Source organism: Streptomyces sp. ID05-39B, assembly GCF_033794725.1.
Lineage (GTDB): Bacteria > Actinomycetota > Actinomycetes > Streptomycetales > Streptomycetaceae > Streptomyces > Streptomyces bobili.
This window is the reverse complement of sequence record NZ_JARGEF010000013.1, coordinates 20,580-40,455: the sequence shown is the minus strand read 5'-3', so window position 1 is coordinate 40,455 and position 19,876 is coordinate 20,580. Positions and strand designations below refer to the sequence as shown.

Annotated in this window: 23 protein-coding genes; 19 read left to right on the top strand and 4 right to left on the bottom strand. The window is 69.2% G+C overall.

Translation table 11 applies throughout. The features are described from left to right. Window positions 1-235 precede the first annotated feature (235 nt). On the top strand, window positions 236-490 hold the full coding sequence (locus tag P1P75_RS05625) for a hypothetical protein (RefSeq protein WP_319252292.1): 255 nt from the start codon (window positions 236-238) through the stop codon (window positions 488-490). 267 nt (window positions 491-757) lie between these two features. Here the strand turns inward: P1P75_RS05625 and P1P75_RS05620 are convergent, their stop codons facing one another. Then, a complete protein-coding gene (locus tag P1P75_RS05620) occupies window positions 758-976 on the bottom strand; it encodes a heavy-metal-associated domain-containing protein (protein WP_285511762.1) in 219 nt (72 codons plus the stop codon). Between the two features lie 228 nt (window positions 977-1,204). Here P1P75_RS05620 and P1P75_RS05615 point away from each other — a divergent pair, with 228 nt between their 5' ends. From P1P75_RS05615 to P1P75_RS05555, 13 genes are all read left to right on the top strand, one after another. Further along, entirely contained in the window at window positions 1,205-1,555 is a 351-nt protein-coding gene (locus tag P1P75_RS05615; protein ID WP_319252291.1) for an NADH-quinone oxidoreductase subunit A, read from the top strand. Next, window positions 1,546-2,961 (top strand): hypothetical protein, encoded by a 1,416-nt coding sequence (locus P1P75_RS05610; RefSeq protein WP_319252290.1) that lies wholly within the window; start codon window positions 1,546-1,548, stop codon window positions 2,959-2,961. Before P1P75_RS05615 ends, P1P75_RS05610 begins: the two co-directional genes overlap by 10 nt. Continuing rightward, window positions 2,954-3,898 carry an NADH-quinone oxidoreductase subunit H gene (locus P1P75_RS05605; protein WP_319252289.1) on the top strand — a complete coding sequence of 315 codons (945 nt, stop codon included), beginning with the start codon at window positions 2,954-2,956 and terminating at the stop codon, window positions 3,896-3,898. Before P1P75_RS05610 ends, P1P75_RS05605 begins: the two co-directional genes overlap by 8 nt. A gap of 13 nt (window positions 3,899-3,911) precedes the next feature. Next, a complete protein-coding gene (locus P1P75_RS05600) occupies window positions 3,912-4,475 on the top strand; it encodes an NADH-quinone oxidoreductase subunit J (protein WP_319252288.1) in 564 nt (187 codons plus the stop codon). Then, on the top strand, window positions 4,472-4,777 hold the full coding sequence (nuoK, locus tag P1P75_RS05595) for an NADH-quinone oxidoreductase subunit NuoK (protein WP_319252287.1): 306 nt from the start codon (window positions 4,472-4,474) through the stop codon (window positions 4,775-4,777). The genes P1P75_RS05600 and nuoK overlap by 4 nt, the downstream gene beginning before the upstream one ends. Beyond that, window positions 4,774-6,624, top strand: a complete 1,851-nt coding sequence (locus P1P75_RS05590; RefSeq protein WP_319252286.1) for a proton-conducting transporter membrane subunit — start codon at window positions 4,774-4,776, stop codon at window positions 6,622-6,624. The genes nuoK and P1P75_RS05590 overlap by 4 nt, the downstream gene beginning before the upstream one ends. Before the next feature lie 5 nt (window positions 6,625-6,629). Continuing rightward, window positions 6,630-8,138 (top strand): NADH-quinone oxidoreductase subunit M, encoded by a 1,509-nt coding sequence (locus P1P75_RS05585; RefSeq protein ID WP_319252285.1) that lies wholly within the window; start codon window positions 6,630-6,632, stop codon window positions 8,136-8,138. A gap of 5 nt (window positions 8,139-8,143) precedes the next feature. Next, entirely contained in the window at window positions 8,144-9,565 is a 1,422-nt protein-coding gene (locus P1P75_RS05580) for an NADH-quinone oxidoreductase subunit N (RefSeq protein ID WP_319252312.1), read from the top strand. A 70-nt stretch (window positions 9,566-9,635) separates the two neighbouring features. Then, the gene (locus tag P1P75_RS05575; RefSeq protein WP_319252284.1) at window positions 9,636-9,899 is read left to right on the top strand and encodes a hypothetical protein; all 264 of its coding nucleotides are present in this window, start codon (window positions 9,636-9,638) and stop codon (window positions 9,897-9,899) included. Between the two features lie 105 nt (window positions 9,900-10,004). Beyond that, window positions 10,005-10,469: a hypothetical protein gene (locus P1P75_RS05570; RefSeq protein ID WP_319252283.1), complete on the top strand. Its 465-nt coding sequence runs from the start codon at window positions 10,005-10,007 to the stop codon at window positions 10,467-10,469. 91 nt (window positions 10,470-10,560) lie between these two features. Next, entirely contained in the window at window positions 10,561-11,238 is a 678-nt protein-coding gene (locus P1P75_RS05565) for a DUF305 domain-containing protein (RefSeq protein WP_319252282.1), read from the top strand. A 127-nt stretch (window positions 11,239-11,365) separates the two neighbouring features. Further along, a complete protein-coding gene (locus P1P75_RS05560) occupies window positions 11,366-12,232 on the top strand; it encodes a F510_1955 family glycosylhydrolase (protein ID WP_319252281.1) in 867 nt (288 codons plus the stop codon). A gap of 116 nt (window positions 12,233-12,348) precedes the next feature. Then, window positions 12,349-13,476 carry a HoxN/HupN/NixA family nickel/cobalt transporter gene (locus P1P75_RS05555; RefSeq protein WP_319252280.1) on the top strand — a complete coding sequence of 376 codons (1,128 nt, stop codon included), beginning with the start codon at window positions 12,349-12,351 and terminating at the stop codon, window positions 13,474-13,476. A gap of 51 nt (window positions 13,477-13,527) precedes the next feature. Here the strand turns inward: P1P75_RS05555 and P1P75_RS05550 are convergent, their stop codons facing one another. From P1P75_RS05550 to P1P75_RS05540, 3 genes are all read right to left on the bottom strand, one after another. Next, window positions 13,528-13,836, bottom strand: a complete 309-nt coding sequence (locus P1P75_RS05550) for a thioredoxin family protein (protein ID WP_319252279.1) — start codon at window positions 13,834-13,836, stop codon at window positions 13,528-13,530. 38 nt (window positions 13,837-13,874) lie between these two features. Continuing rightward, window positions 13,875-14,726, bottom strand: a complete 852-nt coding sequence (locus tag P1P75_RS05545; protein ID WP_319252311.1) for a DUF5134 domain-containing protein — start codon at window positions 14,724-14,726, stop codon at window positions 13,875-13,877. Window positions 14,727-14,932: 206 nt separating this feature from the next. After that, complete coding sequence (locus tag P1P75_RS05540; RefSeq protein WP_285511777.1) at window positions 14,933-15,511, bottom strand: TetR/AcrR family transcriptional regulator; 579 nt, start codon at window positions 15,509-15,511, stop codon at window positions 14,933-14,935. A gap of 114 nt (window positions 15,512-15,625) precedes the next feature. Here P1P75_RS05540 and P1P75_RS05535 point away from each other — a divergent pair, with 114 nt between their 5' ends. From P1P75_RS05535 to P1P75_RS05515, 5 genes are all read left to right on the top strand, one after another. Beyond that, window positions 15,626-15,793 (top strand): hypothetical protein, encoded by a 168-nt coding sequence (locus P1P75_RS05535; RefSeq protein ID WP_319252278.1) that lies wholly within the window; start codon window positions 15,626-15,628, stop codon window positions 15,791-15,793. Then, window positions 15,793-16,341 (top strand): hypothetical protein, encoded by a 549-nt coding sequence (locus P1P75_RS05530; protein ID WP_319252277.1) that lies wholly within the window; start codon window positions 15,793-15,795, stop codon window positions 16,339-16,341. The genes P1P75_RS05535 and P1P75_RS05530 overlap by 1 nt, the downstream gene beginning before the upstream one ends. Before the next feature lie 399 nt (window positions 16,342-16,740). Next, window positions 16,741-16,914 carry a hypothetical protein gene (locus P1P75_RS05525; RefSeq protein WP_319252276.1) on the top strand — a complete coding sequence of 58 codons (174 nt, stop codon included), beginning with the start codon at window positions 16,741-16,743 and terminating at the stop codon, window positions 16,912-16,914. A 95-nt stretch (window positions 16,915-17,009) separates the two neighbouring features. Then, complete coding sequence (locus tag P1P75_RS05520; RefSeq protein WP_319252275.1) at window positions 17,010-18,620, top strand: multicopper oxidase family protein; 1,611 nt, start codon at window positions 17,010-17,012, stop codon at window positions 18,618-18,620. Between the two features lie 200 nt (window positions 18,621-18,820). Beyond that, the gene (locus P1P75_RS05515; protein WP_319252274.1) at window positions 18,821-19,762 is read left to right on the top strand and encodes a hypothetical protein; all 942 of its coding nucleotides are present in this window, start codon (window positions 18,821-18,823) and stop codon (window positions 19,760-19,762) included. Window positions 19,763-19,876: the final 114 nt, after the last annotated feature.

Here is a 19,876-nt window from a genome sequence, read left to right as displayed (position 1 = left end):
GCGCCGTGGCGACGACCTAAATCCGCAGAACTGCCAGCTGCGCGATATCTACGCCCTGCAAACGAGTCGGACCCGATGGTCGGCACAGGCCGGGCCACGCTGGCCGCTTGTGCCTCCTGAGCAGGAGGAGCAAGGCGGCGCGGCGCCCGCGAAGTCGCCAACTGCCGGCCGCCAGGAGAGCGCAGCAGCCGATGACGGCGGCACACACACCGAACTCCGTCGCACCCTCGGTGCCATGATGATCGTGCTGGTCGGATGCCGTTGCGACAGCCTTGGCTGCCTCACCCGCTGGTGTCGGCTCATGCTGAACGGCGTGGGCATGAGCGGCGGTCTCGGGTGCGCGGCTCCTGCCGGCGTCACCCGTGTGGGCGAGGAGATGCATCAGGCCGAGGGCGAGGAGCAGCAGGAGCATCAGACGCCCCACCGCGCCTCGCCCTGTCCCGGCCCTGTAGCTCATTCGCTCCGTCATCTCGCCGTGGCGTCGACATGACGCCCCTGCAACCCATCGCGGCGCATCAGCGTACCGGTCGTGGATGACCGGGCGGCAAGCGGCGTGTGTCTCACGGTGGAGGACGGTCCGCAAAGTGCGACGCGGCTCAGCCCTGTGGGGAGCGAGTGGGGCCGCACGCGCAGGACTTCCGCGCCGGTGCCGCGGCGGGATCCGTCAGCCGGGAGGCCGCGGCTTGGAGCAGCGCCGCCGCAGTCAGCCTGACGACAGGGTGACCGGCAGCCCGGCGCAGCAGTTCCACCCGCCGGTTCACTGTCCCTCGCCGCCCACGAGCTCGTAGCCGGCCTCGTCGACCGCGGCCGCGACGGCGGCCGTGTCCAGCGGCTCCTCGCTGATCACCGTGACCTTGCCCGAAGGCAGATCCACCTGGACGTCCTTCACGCCGGGGAGACCGCTGATTTCGGAGCTGACGGCCTGCACGCAGTGCGCGCAGGTCATGCCCTTGACGTCGTACACCTTCTGAGCCATGTGCTTGCTCCTTCCCAAGAGAGGTAGCCCAGCATACCCCCTGGGGGTAATGTTCGCTGAGGGTTGGCTCTGTGCCTCAGGCCGCGCCTGCTGGGTCCGAAGGGGCTGACGGCGCACCATGGTTTTTCGCGATGGAGCAGGCGCTGCGTCATCGAATCCACGCCCTCGGGTACGAGGAGTGGGCTGTGACCCTGGGCAGGCGGGTGGGCAGAACGGAGGCCGGGCGCGATGGACGCATGGAAGCCGATGCTGGTCCTTCTCGGTGTGGTCGGGGCCGGTCTGGCTGGCCTTTACGGACTGGGCCTGTGGCTGGCGGCAGCGCGGACTCCCCTGGAAGCGGGCCCGTTCGCCGGGGGCCTCAAGCCGGGCGAGCATGCCGTGTCCAGATTCCATGTGCGGTGGTACGCGGTCACCATGACCTTTCTGGCCTTCGACATGGAGATGCTGTTCATGTACCCGTGGGTGAAGGTCGTCTCAAAGGTGGGCGCCACGGCCGTCGTGGAGATGTTCCTCTTCCTGGGCATTCTGTTCGCGGCCGTGGCGTACGCCTGGCGTGAGGGGGCCCTGCGATGGACCTGAGGGGCTTTCTGCGCCGTACGGCGATGCAGCGCCCGGCGGTGCTGACGGTCGCGTTGCCGGGCGCCACGCAGCTCCGGCTGGCGGTGGAGGCGGAAGTGCGTGGGCGGGAGTGGCCCACCGCGAGCGCACCGGCGGCGGCCGACCTGCTGGTTGTCTGCGGTGCCCCCGAGCCGGAGGACCGAGAGTGGCTCGACGGCATCAAGCGGTCGATGCCCGAGCCGGCCGTGCGGATCATGGTGGAGGAGACCGGCCACGTCGCGCACGCGCTCGACCGGGCGCGGAGGGAGCTGACCGGCAGGGCTGCGACTCCGCGCGAGCATGAGGCAGACCGTCAGTGGGACCCCACAGCGGGCGGCTCTGGCGCTCATGCGCACGGCGACGATCACGACCACCGCGCACACCACGGCAGCTCGCCGTCCCAAGCGCCCGACGACCACGGCCGTCGCCACCAGTCCGCGGACCAAGGCCACGACGGTCATGCGACTCACCTTGGACAGGAGGGCCATGAGCGCCATGACCCTGACGACCATGACGGGCACATGGACCACATGGATCAGGAAGGCCATGCCGGCCATATGGATCACATGGGCCACGACATGCACGCCATGGGAGAGGTCGCGGGGCTGGCGATGGCGGAACGGGGCGACGACCGGGACGAGCTGAGGCTGGATCAGCTGCATGTGCCGATCGGGCCCGGTCTGCCCGACTGGCCGACGGGGCTCATCCTCCGCCTCACCCTGCAAGGGGACGTCGTGCAGGGCGTGGAGGTGGACCATCTCCCGGCGCCGCCCGGACATCGGATGCCCTTCTGGGACGAGCCGTGGCTGCGGGCCGCGCAGGGCGAGGAGGTCAGCAGCGGCAGCGCGGCACGCCAGCGCTGCGCCGCCCATCTGGACAGTGTGGGGCGACTTCTTGCCGTCGTGGGCTGGCACGACGTCGCCGCGCGATGCCGTCGCTTGCGGGACGAGGTGCTGTCGGGGGCGTCACGCCTGGGGATCAGCCGCGAACTGGGCGGTGTACTGCGCGGGGTGGAACGGTCGCGCGTCCTGCGGTGGTCGATCGCCGGGCTGGGGGAGTTGCCGTCCTCCAGAGCGGGCGAGTCCGGAGTGACCGGGCCGGCCCTCGCCGCGAACGGGGACTCCTACGACCGACTGCGAATGTGGGTTGACGAGATCGAGCGCGCCCTGGAAGTGCTCGACGACGAACGACCGTTGACGCCGGGCGAGCTCACCGGCCCGCGCGGACGCCTGGACGGAGAGCAGCCGCCGTCGCGGGCGCTCCTCGACATCCTTCCGGAGTTGCTGACCGGCGCGGAGTTCGCCTGCGCGCGGATCATCGTGGCCAGCCTGGACCCCGACATCGACGAACTCGCGCTCACGCCCGTGTCAGGAGCGGCCCATGCCTGATGCCGCGCCACTGTGGGCGACCGTCATCCTTCCCGTCGCCCTGGCGGTGGCCGCCGTGATCACGGCCGGGCTCGACGCGGTGGTGTCCGGGGTGGCCGAGCGGGGTCACGCCGGGAGCGTCGGGGAGGCCGGGCGTCGCGCGATGGCTCCGTTACGCGAAGCCCTACGGCTGCTCGTCCAGCAGCCGCGCCGTACGACAGCCGCCGACAGGCTGCTCGAAAGGCTGGGCGTGGTGCTGGTCCCGGTGGCCGCGGTGCTCGCGGGTGCCGTACTGCCGTGGGGCTTCCGTTCCGTGAGCGATCCGTCCGTCGGCGTCGTGTGGTTCAACGCGATGGAGGCGCTGGCCTGGGCGGCGGTGTGGCTGGCGGGCTGGGGGCCGAACTCGGCGCTGTCGTTGATCGGCGGATACCGATTCCTGGCGCAGGGCCTGGCGTACGAACTGCCGCACATGTTCGCGATCACCACGGCCGCGCTGGGGGCCGAGTCCCTGCGGGTCGGGGACGTGGTCGCGGCCCAGGACGGTCTGTGGTTCGTGGTGTGGATGCCGGTCGCGTTCGTGGTCTATCTGCTGAGTGCGCTCGCGATGGCGTTCTGGGGGCCCTTCGAGTACCCGCTCGCACGGGATGCGGCTGGGGGCGCCGCCGTCGAACTGACCGGCGTGGACCGGCTGGTGTTGCTGGGCGGCCGGTGGATGCTGCTCGTGGTGACCGCCGGCTTCAGCGTGCCGCTGTTCCTCGGCGGCGGGCAGGGCCCACTGCTGCCTGGCTGGGCGTGGACGCTGCTCAAGACGGCAGTCGTGCTGGCGCTGCTGGTGGCCGGGCGTCGGCTGCTGCCCACGCTGCGGATGGAGCGGTACATGGAGCTGGCGTGGATGGTGCTCGTGCCGCTGACCCTGCTTCAGGCCCTGGTCGTGGCCGTAGTCGTCCTGAACCGATGAGGAGAGGGTGGCCGTGCTCGATGACGTGATCTTCTGGGTGCTGGCCCTGCTGGCTGTGGCCAGTGGGGTCATGGTGTTCCGGTTCGACTCCATGGCCCGGGCCACCTACGCGCTGCTGACCTCGCTGCTGTGCGTGGGCGGCGAGGTGCTGCTCCTCGGGCTGGACTACCTCGGGGTCGTGATCGTGCTGATGATGACCATCGAGATGGCCATCATGGCCGTGTTCATGGTGATGTACATGATGAACCCGGCCGGGCTCATGCCCATGACCATGGTCCACAACAAGAAGGGCGCGGCCGTGATCTGCGCGGCGGTCTTCGCCGTACTCGCCGCCGGGATCCTGCTCGCCCCGTGGCCGTCCCGGCGCGGCAGGCCGTCGGCCGATCCGACCATGGACCTGGGCCTGTCGCTGATGGGTCCTCAGATGCTCACCATGATGACCTTGGGCCTCGCCCTCTTCGCCACCATCGTCGCGACCGTGGTCCTGGCCACGCGGAGGGGTCGCTACGACCGCTTCGGCGACGACCTCAAGGCGCGTAGGGCTGACGACCCGGTGCGGGGAGGGATGGGCCGATGAGCCTGGAGCTCTTTCTGCTGCTCGCAGCGGCCCTGTTCAGCATCGGCCTGTTCGGCACGCTCACTCAGCAGTCGATCGTGATGCTGATGATGGGGCTGGAACTGATGCTGGGCGGCATCATCGTCGGCGCGGCGGCCGTCTGGCAGTACATCGCCCCGGAGACGGCCGACGGACAGGTACTGGTCGTCCTGGCGGTCACGGTCATGGCGGTGGAGATGGCCATCGGATTCGCCGTCGTGACCGCACTGTTCCGATCCCGCGAGGTCGACATGACCGACATGGCGGCGGAGCTGAAGGAGTGAGCGCCCTGCTGTGGGCACTCGTCGCGCTGCCGCTGACCATGGGGACGCTGCTCGCGGTCGTCGGGCGCCCGGCGGACCGGTACGCCCCCACGGTCGCGGTCGGGACAGCCGTCGCCGCTCTCGGCCTCGCCGTCGCGGTGGCGTTCGAGCACCCTAGGGTCGAGGCGCCGCTGCTCGAAGGGCTTCCCGCCGGGCTCGCGGTCGACGGGCTCTCCGGCCTCATGGTCGTGACCGTTACGGCGGTTACCGCGGCCGTCCTCCTCTTCAGCGTGGCGGACACCGGACCGGGCGAGGCACGTGCCCGCTTCTTCGGGCTGATGCTGCTGTTCGGCGGCGCGATGCTGACGATGGTCACCGCGACCACGTTGCCGGTCCTGATGATGGCATGGGAGGCGATGGGCGCCACCTCGTGGGCATTGATCGGCTACTGGTGGCGGGACCCCGAGCGCGGTGATGCCGCCAACACGGCCTTCCTCACCACCCGGGCCGCCGACCTCGGCCTCTACCTCGCCGCCGGGGCCGCACTGGCGAGCGGGCAGGTCGGCTCCCTTGCCCTCGACGAGCTCGCGGACGCGACCGGCGCGTGGTCGGCGGTCATCACCGCCGGCGTCATCGTGGCCGCGTTCGGCAAGTCGGCCCAGCTGCCGTTTAGCTTCTGGCTGTCCCGGGCCATGCAGGGCCCGAGTTCGGTCTCCGCTTTGCTGCATTCGGCGACCATGGTGGTGGCGGGGGCGTATCTGCTGCTGCGACTGGAGCCGCTGCTCGCGCAGTCCGGCTGGGGCGGGCCCGTCGTGGCGTGGACGGGTGCGGTGACGGCGGTGGTGCTCGGCCTGGTCGCCGTGGCGCAGACCGACCTCAAGCAGCTGCTCGCTGCTTCGACCTGCGCACAGATCGGTTTTATGGTGCTCGCCGCCGGGGCCGGTGCGGTGACTGGCGGAACTCTGCAGCTCATGGCCCATGCCGCCGCGAAGAGCCTGGCCTTTCTGGTCGCGGGGGCCTGGCTGACCACCCTGGGCACCAAGTCGCTGCCCGCCTTGCGCGGTGCGGCCCGGAGGCACCGTACGGCCGGGATCACCTTCAGCGTCGCAGCCCTGGCTCTGGCTGGGGTCCCGCCCTTGGCGCTGTGGGCGGCCAAGGACGTCCTTCTCGCCGGCGCCTTGGAGGACAACACGGCGTTGTATCTCGTCGGGCTGGCCGGCGCGGTGGTCTCCGCGGTCTACAGCGCCAAGGCCCTCTGGTTCGTCTGGCAACCCGCTCCCGTACCGGAGGAGCGTGAGGAGCCGCTGGCGTACGCGACGCGGCTGCCGTTGGTGACCCTGGCCGTCGCCTGCGCCGCCCTGACTGTCATGTCATTCCCACCCGTACGGGACGCGGTCGAGCGGGTGCTCGGCGGCGGAGGACAAACGGAACCCCATGCCTGGGAACTGATTTTGTCCGGTTCGCTCGCCATAGCCGTCTCCGCTTTCGTCTGGATGCGCGGACCCCAACTCCTCGCTCTTCCGGGTCGGATCACTGCCTGGGCGTCCGACTGGTTGCGCCTGGAGAGCGCCGCGCGCTCCCTCCTCGTAGACCCGGTCATGCGCCTCGCCGGCGCCCTCGCCGCCTTCGACGACCGGGTGCTGGACCGGGCTGTCGAGGGCACGGCCCGCAGCTCGGTCCGACTGGCGCGGTGGGCCGATGCCCGAGCGGAACAGCTGGTCGACGGCGCGGTGGAGGGCGTGGCGGGCGGTGCGCGGGCGCTCGGACGCTGGGCGCGCAGACCGCAGACCGGGCAGCTGCACCAGTACCTCGCGCAGGCGGTCGCCGCCTTCACCGTCCTCGCCGTCGTCCTCGTCCTCGTGAGGTGACCGCCGTGCTCACGGCCATCGTCCTGCTTCCAACCGCCGTGGCGGCCCTACTGCTGTGTGTGCCGCGCAGCGCACCCCGTGTCCTCTTCTTGTCGGCCTGGGTGGCGACCACCGCCGCCGAACTGCTCCTGACAGTGATCGTCTGGGCGGGATACCGGGCCGACGGCGGCATTCAGTACGAGACCCGGGCCCGGTGGATCCCCAGCGCCGGCATCAGTTACCACGTCGGAGTCGACGGCCTGTCGCTTCCGCTGGTCGCCGTGACCTGCGTGCTGTTCCTCGCCTGCGCGCTGTACGCCTGGCGCCAGTCCCGGCGGGTCCGGGAGTTCGCGGCTCTGTTCCTCTTCCTGCAGACCACGTGCCTCGGCCTGTTCGCCGCCCTCGATTTGATCCTTTTCTTCGTCTTCTTCGACCTGTCCATCGTGGCGATGTACTTCATCATCGCGGGATGGGGACACGGGGGCGCCGCCCGCGCCGCGCTGAAGTTCTTCCTCTACACCTTCATCGGCTCACTCGCCCTGCTCCTCGGCTTCATCGGCCTGTACCTTGCGGCCGACCCGCACACCTTCGACATCGTCGAGCTGACGCGCGCGGACCCGCTGGCGGGGCGTGCGGCGTACGGTGCTCTCGTCCTCCTCGCCATCGGCATCGGCCTGGCGGTCAAGACTCCGACCGTGCCCTTCCACACGTGGCTGCCGCCCGCCCACACCGACGCCCCGGCCGCAGGATCGGCGATCCTCGCCGGCGTGCTGCTGAAGATGGGTACCTACGGCTTCCTGCGCATCGCCATGCCCGTCCTGCCCGACGCCTGGCGGGACTACGCCCTCGTCTTCGTCATTGTCGGAGTGGTCTCGGTGCTGTACGGCGCGCTGGTCGCGCTCGCCCAGACCAACTTCAAACGGATGGTCGCCTACACCTCCGTCAACCACATGGGCTACATCATCCTGGCGGTCGGCGCGGCCGGGGCTGTCGGCACCGGCCAGGAAGAGGCCCGCCGACTCGCCGTCACCGGGGCCGTCTTCCAGATGGTGAGCCACGGGCTGCTGACCGGGGCGCTGTTCCTGCTGTCCGGTGTGCTGTACGAGCGGGGGCGCACCTACGAGATGTCCGCGTACTCCGGCGTCGCCGGGCGGGCGCCGGTCTTCGCCGCGCTGACCGGCGTCGCCGCCTTCGCCTCCCTCGGGCTGCCCGGCTTCTCCGGCTTCATCGCCGAGTTCCAGATCCTCACCGGGAGTCTGGGCCCGGAGCCGGTGGCCACCGGACTGGCCGTGCTCGGGATCCTGCTCACCGCGGGCCTGTTCCTGCGCGCTCTGCAGCAGGTGTTCCTCGGTCCGCTGCGGCTGCCCGTCGCCGCGCCGGGCACCGACTGGCCGTTCCCCGACATCCGCCTCCACGAAGGACTCGCGATCGTCCCGCTCCTGGCCCTGGGCGTCGTCCTCGGCCTCGCTCCCCGGTTCGTCCTCGACGTCATCGAACCCGCCTCGCGCACCGTGCTGGAGCTGCTCGCGCGATGAACGAGATGACCGGGATGAACGAGAACCCCCTCGACCTCCTGCCCGAGGTCCTGCTCGCCGCCTCCGCCGTGCTCGGTCTGCTGCTTGGAGCGTGGCTGCCGCGTCGCCGCCAGTGGCTGATCGGCGCCATGGCGGGAGCGGCCTGCACCGGAGGAATCGCCGCCGCAGCGATCACCGCGGCCGACCCCGCCAAGACGGCCTTCGGCGAGTCCTTCGCCATCGACCCGGTCACGGCCACCAGCAGGATCGTCATCCTCGGCGCCACCCTGCTCGTCCTCGCCCTCGCCATGCCCCGCCGGTACGCCGACCCGCGCGAGACCGAGTTCTACGTCCTGCTCCAGCTCGCCTCCGCGGGAGCCCTGATGCTGGCCGGCGCCCAGGACCTCCTGCTCCTCGCCGCCGGCTACCTGCTGGCCAGCGTGCCCGCCTACGCGCTCGCCGGATTCCGCAAGGACGGCCCCGGCACCGAGGCGGCACTGAAGTTCTACGTCGTCGGCGCGCTCCTCGGCGTCCTGATGCTCACCGGCATCACGGTCCTGCTCGCCGCCGGCCGCACGACCGCGTACCCCATGCTGCGCACCGAGCTCGCCGGGGCACCGCCCGGACTGGTGGCGGTCGGCACGCTCGCCCTCCTCGCCGGCGTCCTGTTCAAGGCCGGAGGAGTGCCCGGCCACTTCTGGGTTCCCGACGCGATCCAGGGCAGCTCGCCTCCCGTGGCCGCCTTCCTCACCACCATCCCCAAGATGGGCGCCCTGGCGGCCTTCTACCGGCTCGCCGCCGTCCCGCTCGCGGACGCCGACCTGCCCTGGGCCGACCTGGTGGCCGTGCTCTCGGTCGCCTCGATGACGTTGGGAAACCTTGCGGCCTTCTTCCAGCAGGACGTCAAACGGCTGCTTGCCTACTCCACCATCAGCCAGGTCGGCTACCTCCTGCTCCCGGTGGCCGTCGCCGGACGCAGCGACCTCGACCAGCAGGCGCTGCTGTACTACCTGGCCGGATACGCACTGACCAATCTCGGGGCCTTCGCCGTCGTCTGCGCCCTCCCCGAAGCCCACACCATCGACGACTACCGGGGGCTGGCACGGACGCACCCGGCCCTGCTGGCCTCTCTCGTCGTCTGCCTGCTGGGCCTGGTCGGCACGCCCCCGACCGCCGTCTTCCTCGGCAAGCTGGAAGCCTTCAGCGCGGCCTTCGACGGCGGCTACGCGTGGCTCGCGGTTGTGGCGGCCGTCAACACGGTGGCCTCCCTCTTCTACTACCTGCGCTGGATCGCCCCGGCGTTCCTGGCACGCCGAGCCACGCGTGAGCCGGGCGAGGCGTCAAGATCAGCCGCCGTGGTCGCCTACGGAGCAGCCGCCGGGTCCGTCGCACTCGGGCTGCTCGGCGGCACGGTCCTCGACGTGCTCGACGGTCCGCTCGTGCGGTGACTCACCGGTCCGCGTCATCGCTTCTGGGCACGGGTACTCGAACGTTGTCCCTCCTGGCCGGTGATGCGACATGGCTGCGGTGGTGGCGATTCTGATCGTCGTGCTTCTCCTCTTGGCTGTGCTCTACGACGCGGCTCGGCTGGTGACGCCCCGGGAGCCGCGGTGTCCGCCGTTGGCGCGGCTGCGGGGGCGGAAGGCCGCGCTGGATGCCGCGGAGCAGTGGCTTGTCGGCCTGCGGATGCACGGCCGCGTCGACGCTGCGGAGTACGAGCGGAGGATGGAAGCACTGGCTCATGGCGAGCGCGTCCCGGGCAAGGAAGGCCGATGGGCATGACGACTCCAGAGGCACACCTCCTGTCTCTCGCAGCCCGGTAGGCGTGTGTGCCGAACCTCAGTCGGCCGGCCGCCGTTCTGTGAACCGGCTCAGTACCATGTCGGCATGTCGATCGTGAGCAGGCGATTGCGTGTGGGCGGGGCCTTCGGGCACCTCCTGCTGATCGTCGTGCTTGCGTTCGGCGTGCTTGCCATGCACACGATGGGCCATCCGGAGCACACCTCCGGCCGGGGGACAGACGCCTTGATGCATGCCGTGGTCGGCACGCACCAAGGCGGCATGAGCGTGGGAGCAGCCGACACCAGGACATCCGCCGAGCCTGCAGAGATCACGGACCATGTGACCGTGGCATCGGCCGCTCCATCGGTGGACGAGCCCATGATCAGCATGGATGTGCTGTCCGTGTGCGTGGCCGTGCTCACGGGATGGCTGCTCTGGTTGTTCCTGTGCGCGGCGGCTCGCCGGAAAGAACAGCTGACGGAGCTGCTCGCCCGAGTGATGGCCGTCCTCCGCCCCAGCCCGCCGCCCCCCAGACCTCTCCTCGCTCAGCTGTCGGTGCTGCGGATATAGGCCGGACCACAGCGCGGGCTCCGTCATGCCCGCGACGCCGTGCCTATCCCAGGACTCACTGACAGAACTGATCAAGCGAGGTACATCGCACATGACTGCCTACAAACACGCCCCGAACCGCCGTCTCCGCCGCCGTCTCGCGGTGGTGGGCGTCGTCGCGGCGGGTGGACTGCTGCTCGCCGCCTGCGGCGGGAACGACATGGGGGGCATGGACCACGGCAGCGGCAGCTCCGCGTCCGCCACGGCCACCCAGAATGCCGGCGACAACCCGGCACCGGGCGCGTTCAACGACGCGGACGTCAGCTTCGCGCAGATGATGATCCCGCACCACGAGCAGGCCGTGGACATGGCCAAGCTCGCGGAGGGCCGGGCATCCGACGCGGAGATCAAGACCCTGGCCGCGGACATCGAGAAGGCCCAGGACCCCGAGATCCAGACTATGAAGTCCTGGCTGAAGGCTTGGGGCAAGCCGGAGTCCGCCGACGAGAGCATGCCCGGCATGGACCACGGATCCAGTGGCATGGATCACTCCGGTATGTCCGGAATGATGTCCGACGAGGACATGAAGAAGCTCGAAGCCGCCAAGGGCACCGAGTTCGACCGGATGTTCGCGGAAATGATGATCGAGCACCACAAGGGCGCGATCGCCATGGCGAAGGACGAGCAGAACAACGGTCGCAACGCGACGGCCAAGAAGCTCGCCGCCGACGTGGTGAAGAACCAGTCCGCCGAGGTCGAGCAGTTCGAGAAGATCCTCGACCGGATCTGATCCGCATCACACTGACCGTCCCCGGCTCCGAGGCGTGCGTCCGAGGAGCCGGGGCGGTCATCTCCCCATGCCGGCATGACCAGAACAGGCGGTCGCCGCGCAGGTCCCCCTATGTTCCCGAGGAATCATGAACAAGCGCCCTGCCGCCGTGGCGGCAACTGCCCTGGGCCTCGCCCTCACCCTGGCCGCCTGCTCCGACAACGGGGACAGGGCGGACTCCACCGGCTCGTCCGCCGCTTCCGGGACAACCGTGAGCCACATCCATGGTCTCGGCCTGGACCCCGCCGATCAGCGCCTCTACGTCGCCACGCACGAAGGCGTCTACACCACCGGTGCCAAGGGAGAGCCCGAGCTGGTGGGTGACAGCAAGGACGACTTCATGGGCTTCACCGTGGCAGACGGCAACACGTTCTATGCCAGCGGCCACCCGACCTCAGGTGGGAACAAGGGGCTCATCAAGAGCACCGATGCCGGGAAGACCTGGAAGTCCCTGTCGTTGTCCGGGGAGTCCGACTTCCACGCTCTGGACTACGCCCACGGCACGATCTACGGATACGACGCCACCAACGGCCTGCTGCGCACCACCAAGGACGGCACCGCCTGGAAGGACGGGGCCCGGTTGGATGCCCTGGACATCGCGGTCAGCCCGCAGGACCCCAGCCTCGTCCTCGCCACCACCGCCGAGGGAGTCGCCCGCAGCACGAACGCCGGCAAGACCTTCGCGAAGGGACAGGAGCCGGTGATGGCCTTCCTCTCCTGGGCGGCGAAGGACGCCCTGTACGGCATCGACACCTCCGGCGGCTTGAACCGCAGCACGGACGGCGGTGCCACATGGCAGAAGCTCTCCAGCGTCCCCGGCGGCCAGCCGCAGGCCCTCACCGCGGTTGACGCCGAGCATGTCCTGGCTGCCACCCAGACGGGGGTCTACGAGTCCAAGGACGGCGGCAGAACGTTCACGAAGCGCCTCACCGTCGCATCCACCGGCGGCCACTGATTGGCGGCCCGATGGTGCCCCGGTAGTCAGACGAGGGGGCTACTTGCGTACTCTTTGTATGTAGCTGAGCAGCGCATCAAGAGGGTGCGCGAGATCGTTCCCAGGGAAAGCCGCCTATGAGCTCCACCATCGCGTCCGCCCGGCGCACCCGCAGGTTCGATCGGAGCGAGATACGCCGCTTGGCCGCGATGTACGGCTTCGTCGCGGCCCTGCACATCGCGGGCTTCGGACTCTTCGCCTACTACAACGCGCGCTACAACGGCCTCACCGACAGCCACGGCAAGCTGCTGTACGCGGGAGCGGCCGGGCTGGCGTACACCCTCGGCATGCGGCATGCGTTCGACGCCGATCACATCTCGGCCATCGACGACACCACCCGCTATCTGCTGCAAAAGGGCAAGCGCCCGCTGGGCCTCGGCCTCGCCTTCTCGCTGGGGCACTCGACGATCGTGTTCGGGCTCTCCCTCGGCATCGCCTTCGCCGCGCAGGCCGCCAACCGCTTCCAGGCGGGCTTCGCCGACATCGGCGGAGTGATCGGCACGCTGGTCTCCGGCATCTTCCTGTACGCGATCGCCGCGCTGAACTTCGCCGTCCTGCGCGGCATCGTCCGGACCTGGCGCGAGGCGAAGGCGGGCCGGCACGAACCGGAGGAACTGGAGCAGCTACTTGCCGCTCGCGGCCTGATGAACCGGGTCTTCAAGGGCCGCTACAACAAGTTCATCGAGCACTCCTGGCAGCTCTATTTCGTGGGTCTGCTCTTCGGGCTCGGCTTCGACACCGCCACCCAGGTCGGTGCGCTGGGCCTGGCCGCCGGCTCGGCCGCGGACGGCACACTGCCGCCGCTCGCCATCATCGCGCTGCCGCTGATCTTCGCGGCCGGCATGAGCCTGATGGACACCACCGACGGCGTCTTCATGGCGAAGGCGTACGAGTGGTCGTTCACCAACCCGGTCCGCAAGATCTACTACAACCTCACCATGACCGGTCTGTCGATCTTCGTGGCCTTCGTCGTCGGCACGGTGGAGCTGATCTCCCTGCTGGCGGAGCAGCTGGGCGCGGACGGTCAGCGGCCTTGGTCATGGTTCGCGGCCGTCGACCTCAACGCCATCGGTATCGGCATCGTGATCACGTTCCTGGTGACCTGGATTGGGGCCGTCGCGCTGTGGAAGCTTCGCCGCCTCGACGAGCGGTATCCCGCCCGCCCCACGGCTCCTGAACCGGCGCCCGACTCGGCGTCCGCTTGATCCCTGCGTGCCTGGAGGCTCCGCGTCTCCGGAATGCGGCGGCCGATGATCCTATGTGGCTGCGGCGAGGGCCTGGACGAGCTGGTCAACGGTCGGGCTGCCCGCGAGACCATCGGGGGTCGAGTACACGCGGCAGGTCAGGCCATAGGTCTGGGCTGCGGCGGGAAACGGGTCATGGCCGTCGATCCGGATCGTGGGTGATCCGGGGAACCGGAGGGCTTGGGCCTCCTCGTCCGTCTTGACGGTGCGGAGGGTGACGTCGATGTCGTGCTCTCCGGTGGACGTGAGGGCTTCGTCGAGGCGCTGGTGAGCAACGTGCCAGTTCGGGCAGCCGTCGAAGTAGAGCAGTTCGATGTGCACGTCTTCATCGTGCCCTGGTACCGGGTGGGAGCGGACGATCAGGCGGCCATCATGACGAGCATGGTGCACATCGTGCCGCCCATGCCGATGTGGGCCGTCAGGGCTGCGCCCGGTGACGTACCCGGCGGACGACGACGGCGCCCGTTGCCGGCTGCAGTGTCTGACCGGCGCCTGTCGCCTCCCAGGCGGGCCTTGTCCCAGACGGAGATGGCCAGGGAGGCGACGAACACGACGATTGCGTCGGGCAGGGCGAGCAGCCTGCGTGACCAGCGGCCCCTGTCTGCGCCGCGGCCCCCAGCCGCCCTCCGGTCGGTGCCGCTCAGCCGCGCCCACACGGACGCGACGATGGAAAGCAGGAAGTACGCGGCGAGCGCGACCAGAACGACTCGCCACACGGAAGCGGAGCCCGTAGTCGCGGCGCTATGGGCGGCGCCGGTCGTCACTCCGTGACCGGTCATCCCCGAGGCATGGCCCATGCCCTCCATTCCGGACATCCCCGCCATCTCCATGGCGTCGCCCGATTCGGCGGAGCCGTGCCCATGTCCGTGACCCGTGCCGGACATCGAGTGTCCGCCCAGGGCCAGGACCGGTTGAGAATCGGTACCGGGCATGGCGAGCGTCATGATCACCATGGCGGCGCTGCCGATGATGTGGTGTGCCCAATGGCGACCGTGCCGCCAGCCGTTCCGCTGGGTGTTGTGCACGGACAAGGCGACGCCGGCCAGACCGACGGCGGCGAACGCAGTTACCCACCACAGGCTGTGATCCCCGAAGCTGGCCGCGGTTGCGGGCAGGAACATCGCGGTCATCCCGCCGGCCATGATGAGGTCGCCTGCGGCAGCGAACCTGGTCTCATTGCTCTCCGCCGCAGCCAGTCGGGCAGCGCTCACGACACTCACGAGGGCGGCGACCGCCGCCAGCGTCCAGTTCAGAGCCGGACTCCCCATCGCTGCCCTCCGCGTGGTCTTCCGTCGTCCCCAGGCTGTTGTCTACGGACGCTCTTAGTACGGAGTCGCGTCGAAGAACGCTCAATGGAGGGGGAGGGCCGCGGCGATGGACTCCGCACAACCGGTGCGGTACGGCATTGGGGCAGGGGTCAGTGCGGCGACCGCAGTCCGGCCAGCGTGACCGTGACGAGTCGGCGAACTGCGGGTTCCGACGGCAGGTTGCCCGCAGCTGACAGGGCATGGAGGCAGTAACTCGCCAGTTCCTCGGGGGCCACGTCGTCCCGGAGCGCGCCAGCCGCAGCGGCCTCCGCCAGCAGCTCCCTGAAGAGGTCGACGAGTTGTTGCTCGGCGTGAGCGACGTGTTCGGGGCGATGCAGAAGAGCCGCGAGTTCCTCGGAGCCGTGGCGTCCGCGGTGATAGCAGATGTACGCGTAGCGTTCGAGCACTGCTTCCAGCCGCTGGACGGCGTCGCCCGTCCCGTTACGGAGCTCGGTGAGGTGTTCCAGATGGCTCGTGACGTGTCGTTCATGGTGAGCGACCAGGATCGCCTCGACGTCCGGGAAGTACTTGTACAGGGTCGCTCGGCCGATGCCGGCCTTCTCGGCGATCTGGGACATCGTCACCGACAGCGCTCCGTGCTCGGTCACCAGCTCCCACGCGGTGTCCAGGATCGCCTCGCGCACCGTACGGCGGTGCTCCTCGATCGTCTCGCTCCACAGCTTCGGCACCACCTCACTATACGCCGCGACGGGTAGCCGTCACTCCGTCTTGACATAGACAGTCTGTCTCGAAAAGTATGGCGGCGTAAAACCTGCACCACTGCACAGTCAGAGGAGGCGACGATGGCTGACTCCCGCCCTTCCGACGGGTCCATGGGTGAGCGAGCCGACCGCGAGGCGCCCCCCGGCGCACCGCGCTGGGCGAAGGTGTTCGGGATTGTCGCCGTCGCCACCCTGGTTCTGGCGTTCATCCTGATGCACGCCGTCGGCGGCGGGATGCGTGGCCACTGATGGCGATGCCGCCGCCCCTGCGCAAGGTCGCGCTGACCGCCCATGTCGCGTTCTCGGTCGGCTGGCTCGGTGCGGTCGCCGGTTTTCTAGCCCTGGCCATTGCGGGGCTGACCAGCAGTGATGCCCAGGTCGTCCGTGGCGCCTATGTCGCCATGGAGGTCATCGGCTGGTTCGTCCTGGTGCCCTTCAGTCTCGCCTCGCTGCTCACCGGGCTCATTCAGGCGCTGGGAACCACCTGGGGCCTGGTCCGGCACTACTGGGTTCTCTTCAAGTTCCTGATCTCCGTCGTTGCCACGGTCCTGCTGCTGGTGCACATGGAGGTGGCCGGTCACGTGGCAGACGCTGCGGCCGCCTCAAGCCTGTCCGGCGGGGACCTCAAGGGGATGCGGATCCAGCTCTTGGCTGATGCCGGCGCCGCCCTGCTGGTACTCCTCGTCGCCGTGGCTCTGTCGGTGTACAAGCCGCGGGGCCTGACCCGGTACGGGTGGCATCGACAGCGGGAGCAAGCCCAGCAGCGGGGCGGTACCCAGCCGACGCCTGTGTCGTAGTGGTGCGGCCGCTCCGCGGGCGACGGTTACCCCGCCCGGGTATATTGAGGCAGTCGTTCCACCGGAACTCAGAGGGAAGCGATGACAGCACGGGCAGTCTGGGTCCTGCGGACCCGCGCATCGCGCGGCGCCGTCCGCTGGGCGGGTGCTGCCGTCATCGCTCTGCTCGCTGCCCTCGCCGTACTGATTCACCACGAGACGGCAGTTGCGGCGACCAGCTCAACACCTTCTTCTGCCACCCACGTGATGCCACCCGGCATGGCGATGGCGGACAGCCGATCCGCACCTGAGCCGATGCCCGGGCACGCACACGAAAGTGGCCCCGAGCAGACCGCAGAGCCGATCGTCACCGCACCTCCGATGAGCGGTGCTCACGGGCAAGCGTGTTCCGGTATGGCCATGCAGCACTGTGCGACCGCGAGCTTCGAGATCGTGAAGCTCGTGCCACCGACACAGTCCCGGGAATCCTCCGGTCTCGCCTCGTACGGCGCGGTCACAGCAGCACCCAAGATCGCCGGGGCGGCGGACCGGGCGCCGCCGGACCTGTCTGTCCTCTCCCAGCTGCGCATTTAGGCCGTGTCCAACGGCTCCGGCATGCCTTTGTCATGTCGAGGAGCCGTCCCCGCACGCCAGCTCACGTATGCGCACACTGAGATCGAGGACAACCCATGAACAGCATCAACCGTCGCTCCGTCCTGCTCGCCGGGCTCGGCGTAGCGGGCGCCGGCGCGCTCGCCGCCTGCAGCAGCGGCTCCAGCACGACACCCGCCCTGGTCAACCCGTCCGGCTCGACTGTCGCCGCAGCCGAGAAGAAGCGGAAGGGTACCGGCAGGACGCAGCAGGTGACCCTGACCGCCGCGCCCGCCATGCTCGACCTCGGCGGGGGAGTCATGGCCAGGAGCTGGGCCTTCAGTGGCCAGGCACCGGGCAAGGAGATCCGCCTGTCCGCCGGCGACACCCTGGCCGCCGAACTCTCCAATCAGCTGCCGAACAAGACGTCGACGTCCGTCCACTGGCACGGCATCGCCATGCGCAACGACATGGACGGCGTTCCCCCGGTCACCCAGCAGGCAGTACGGGCGGGCACCAACTTCACCTACCGCTTCGTCGCCGACGCGCCCGGCACGTACTTCTTCCACCCCCACGTCGGTGTCCAGCTCGACCGGGCCCTGTACGCGCCGCTGATCGTCGAGGATCCCAAGGAGCCGCTGTCGTACGACGACGAGTGGGTCGTCGTCCTGGACGACTGGGTCGACGGTGTCACCGGCACCCCCGACGAGGTCCTCACCGAGCTGCGGCAGGGCATGGGCGGCATGGACATGGGCGGCCACTCCAGTACCAGCGGCCATGAGGGCCACGACATGGGTGACATGGGCGGGATGGACATGGGGGAGGACTCCTCCTCCCCTTCGGCCTCGACCTCGTCCGGCGGGATGTCGATGCGGTTCATGCTGATGGGCGCCGAGAGCGAACTGCTCGGAGGCGACGCCGGCGACGTGAAGTATCCCTACCACCTCGTCAACGGCCGTGTCGCGGCCGCCCCCGACGTCTACGAGGGCAAGCCCGGCAAGCGCATCCGGCTTCGCATCATCAACGCGGGCGGTGACACGGCGTACCGGGTGGCGCTCGCCGGCCACAAGCTGACCATCACCCACACCGACGGGTTCCCCGTCGAGCACCAGCAGGTCGATGCCCTGCTGATCGGCATGGGGGAGCGGTACGACGTTCTGGTCACCCTGGGCGATGGCGTCTTCCCGCTCGTCGCCCTGGCCGAGGGCAAGAACGCCACCGGCATGGCCCTGGTGCGTACGGCATCCGGCAGCGCGCCGAAGTCGACCGTCCGCCCGAAGGAACTGAACGGCAGGATCCTGACGGCGTCCGAACTTCGCGCCGCTGCCGACGTCCGCCTGTCGCCCAAGAAGGTGGACCGCGTGCACCGTGTCGAGCTGACCGGCGGCATGGACAAGTACAACTGGGCCATCAACGGCAAGGCGTTCGACATGCACGACCCGGCAGCGAGTCCCCTCACGATCGAGGAAGGGCAGCGGGTCCGCCTGGACTTCGTCAACACCACGGAGATGTGGCACCCGATGCACCTGCACGGCCACACCTACCAGCTCGGGGACAGCGGCCCGCGCAAGGACACCTCCATCGTGCTGCCGAAGAAGAAGCTGTCCGTCATCTTCGACGCCGACAACCCTGGCCAGTGGATGCTGCACTGCCACAACGCGTACCACGGAGAGGTCGGCATGATGGCACTGGTCGCGTACCAGAGCTGATCGCTCCCGCTGCATCCGGTACCGGGGCCGGCTTCGTCCGTCGGCCTCGGCACCCGGGTGGCTGGGGGACACTCTCGCCCCCCAACTCGCGGGCTCGCGCTCGTAGACTCTGGACGCATGGCCGCCGACAGCCCTGCCCACCTCATCTCCCAGCTCACCAGGCAGCAGCCCCAGGAGATCCTTGGCACGCCGGAGAGTGAGTGGGTCGACTTCAAGAGCATCGGACCCAACGCCTGAAGGCGAAGCAGCGGCCCACCGAGCTCTACGAGGTCGCGGAGAAGCTGACGCCCTTCGCCAAGTCGTTGGTCAACATCACGTCGTACAAGGACGTCATCAAGGAATACGTGCGCCTGTTGCTCAAGGTGAACTACCTGTGGTTCGACCACCCTGCTGACGATGCTGACGCATCCGGGCACTACCTCGTGATCGAGGTGGCGGCGCTTCCCGAGTCCGACCGGTGGGCGCTCGTCACCCGGGGGCTGACCGAGGACGGAAGATTTGTCAAAGGCAGCTGGACCGCCCCCATCCGCAACGGCGACACCACGGCCTATCTCTCGCCGGACGAGGCTTACCGGCTTCTGAACGACGGCCTGCGCGTGCGAAGGGAACCCGGCGCCACCGCCCCGGCACCGGCACCGCCCGCGGGCCGGGCGAAGACGCGGGCCGCCCTGCCATCCCGCCTGGACATGGACGACGTACCGGTCCTGTTCCTCCAGAGCGCCCCTGACCACCCCAAGGGACTCCTCGCAGGCATGTACGCCACCGGCGGCCTGCGTGATCTCCTGCGTAACCAGGACACACTGCGCGACGCTCGCGCTTTCACTTCGCCTTCCGTCTACCACCAGCCCGAAGCCCACGAAGGTGGCCTGCTCCTCATGAATCCGCCGCGGCAAGGGCTGAGCGTCGAGTCCGACGGAGCGGTCACGGCGGCCCTGGCCGCGACAGCGGACACGTTCTGCCACTGGTTGACGGTTCGTGGAGACACCGGATCGTTGCTTCCGACTTCGCGCGCCCGCCGGCCGGCACCCTCGCGGCCGGGGACGACCCCACTTTCCCGCTCCGCGGCGCTCCGCAGGCGGCGACCAGCGATGAGTGGAACCCTAGTTGGCATGCCCTGGGGGACACGAACGAGATGCCTATGAGGCCCTGCGGCACCTCTACGCACTCTTCGGCCTCGACGTCACGGACAATCCCTTCACCGACGGCGACCGGGTGAGCACAACACTGCTGATGACCAAGCAGCCCTGACGGTCTTC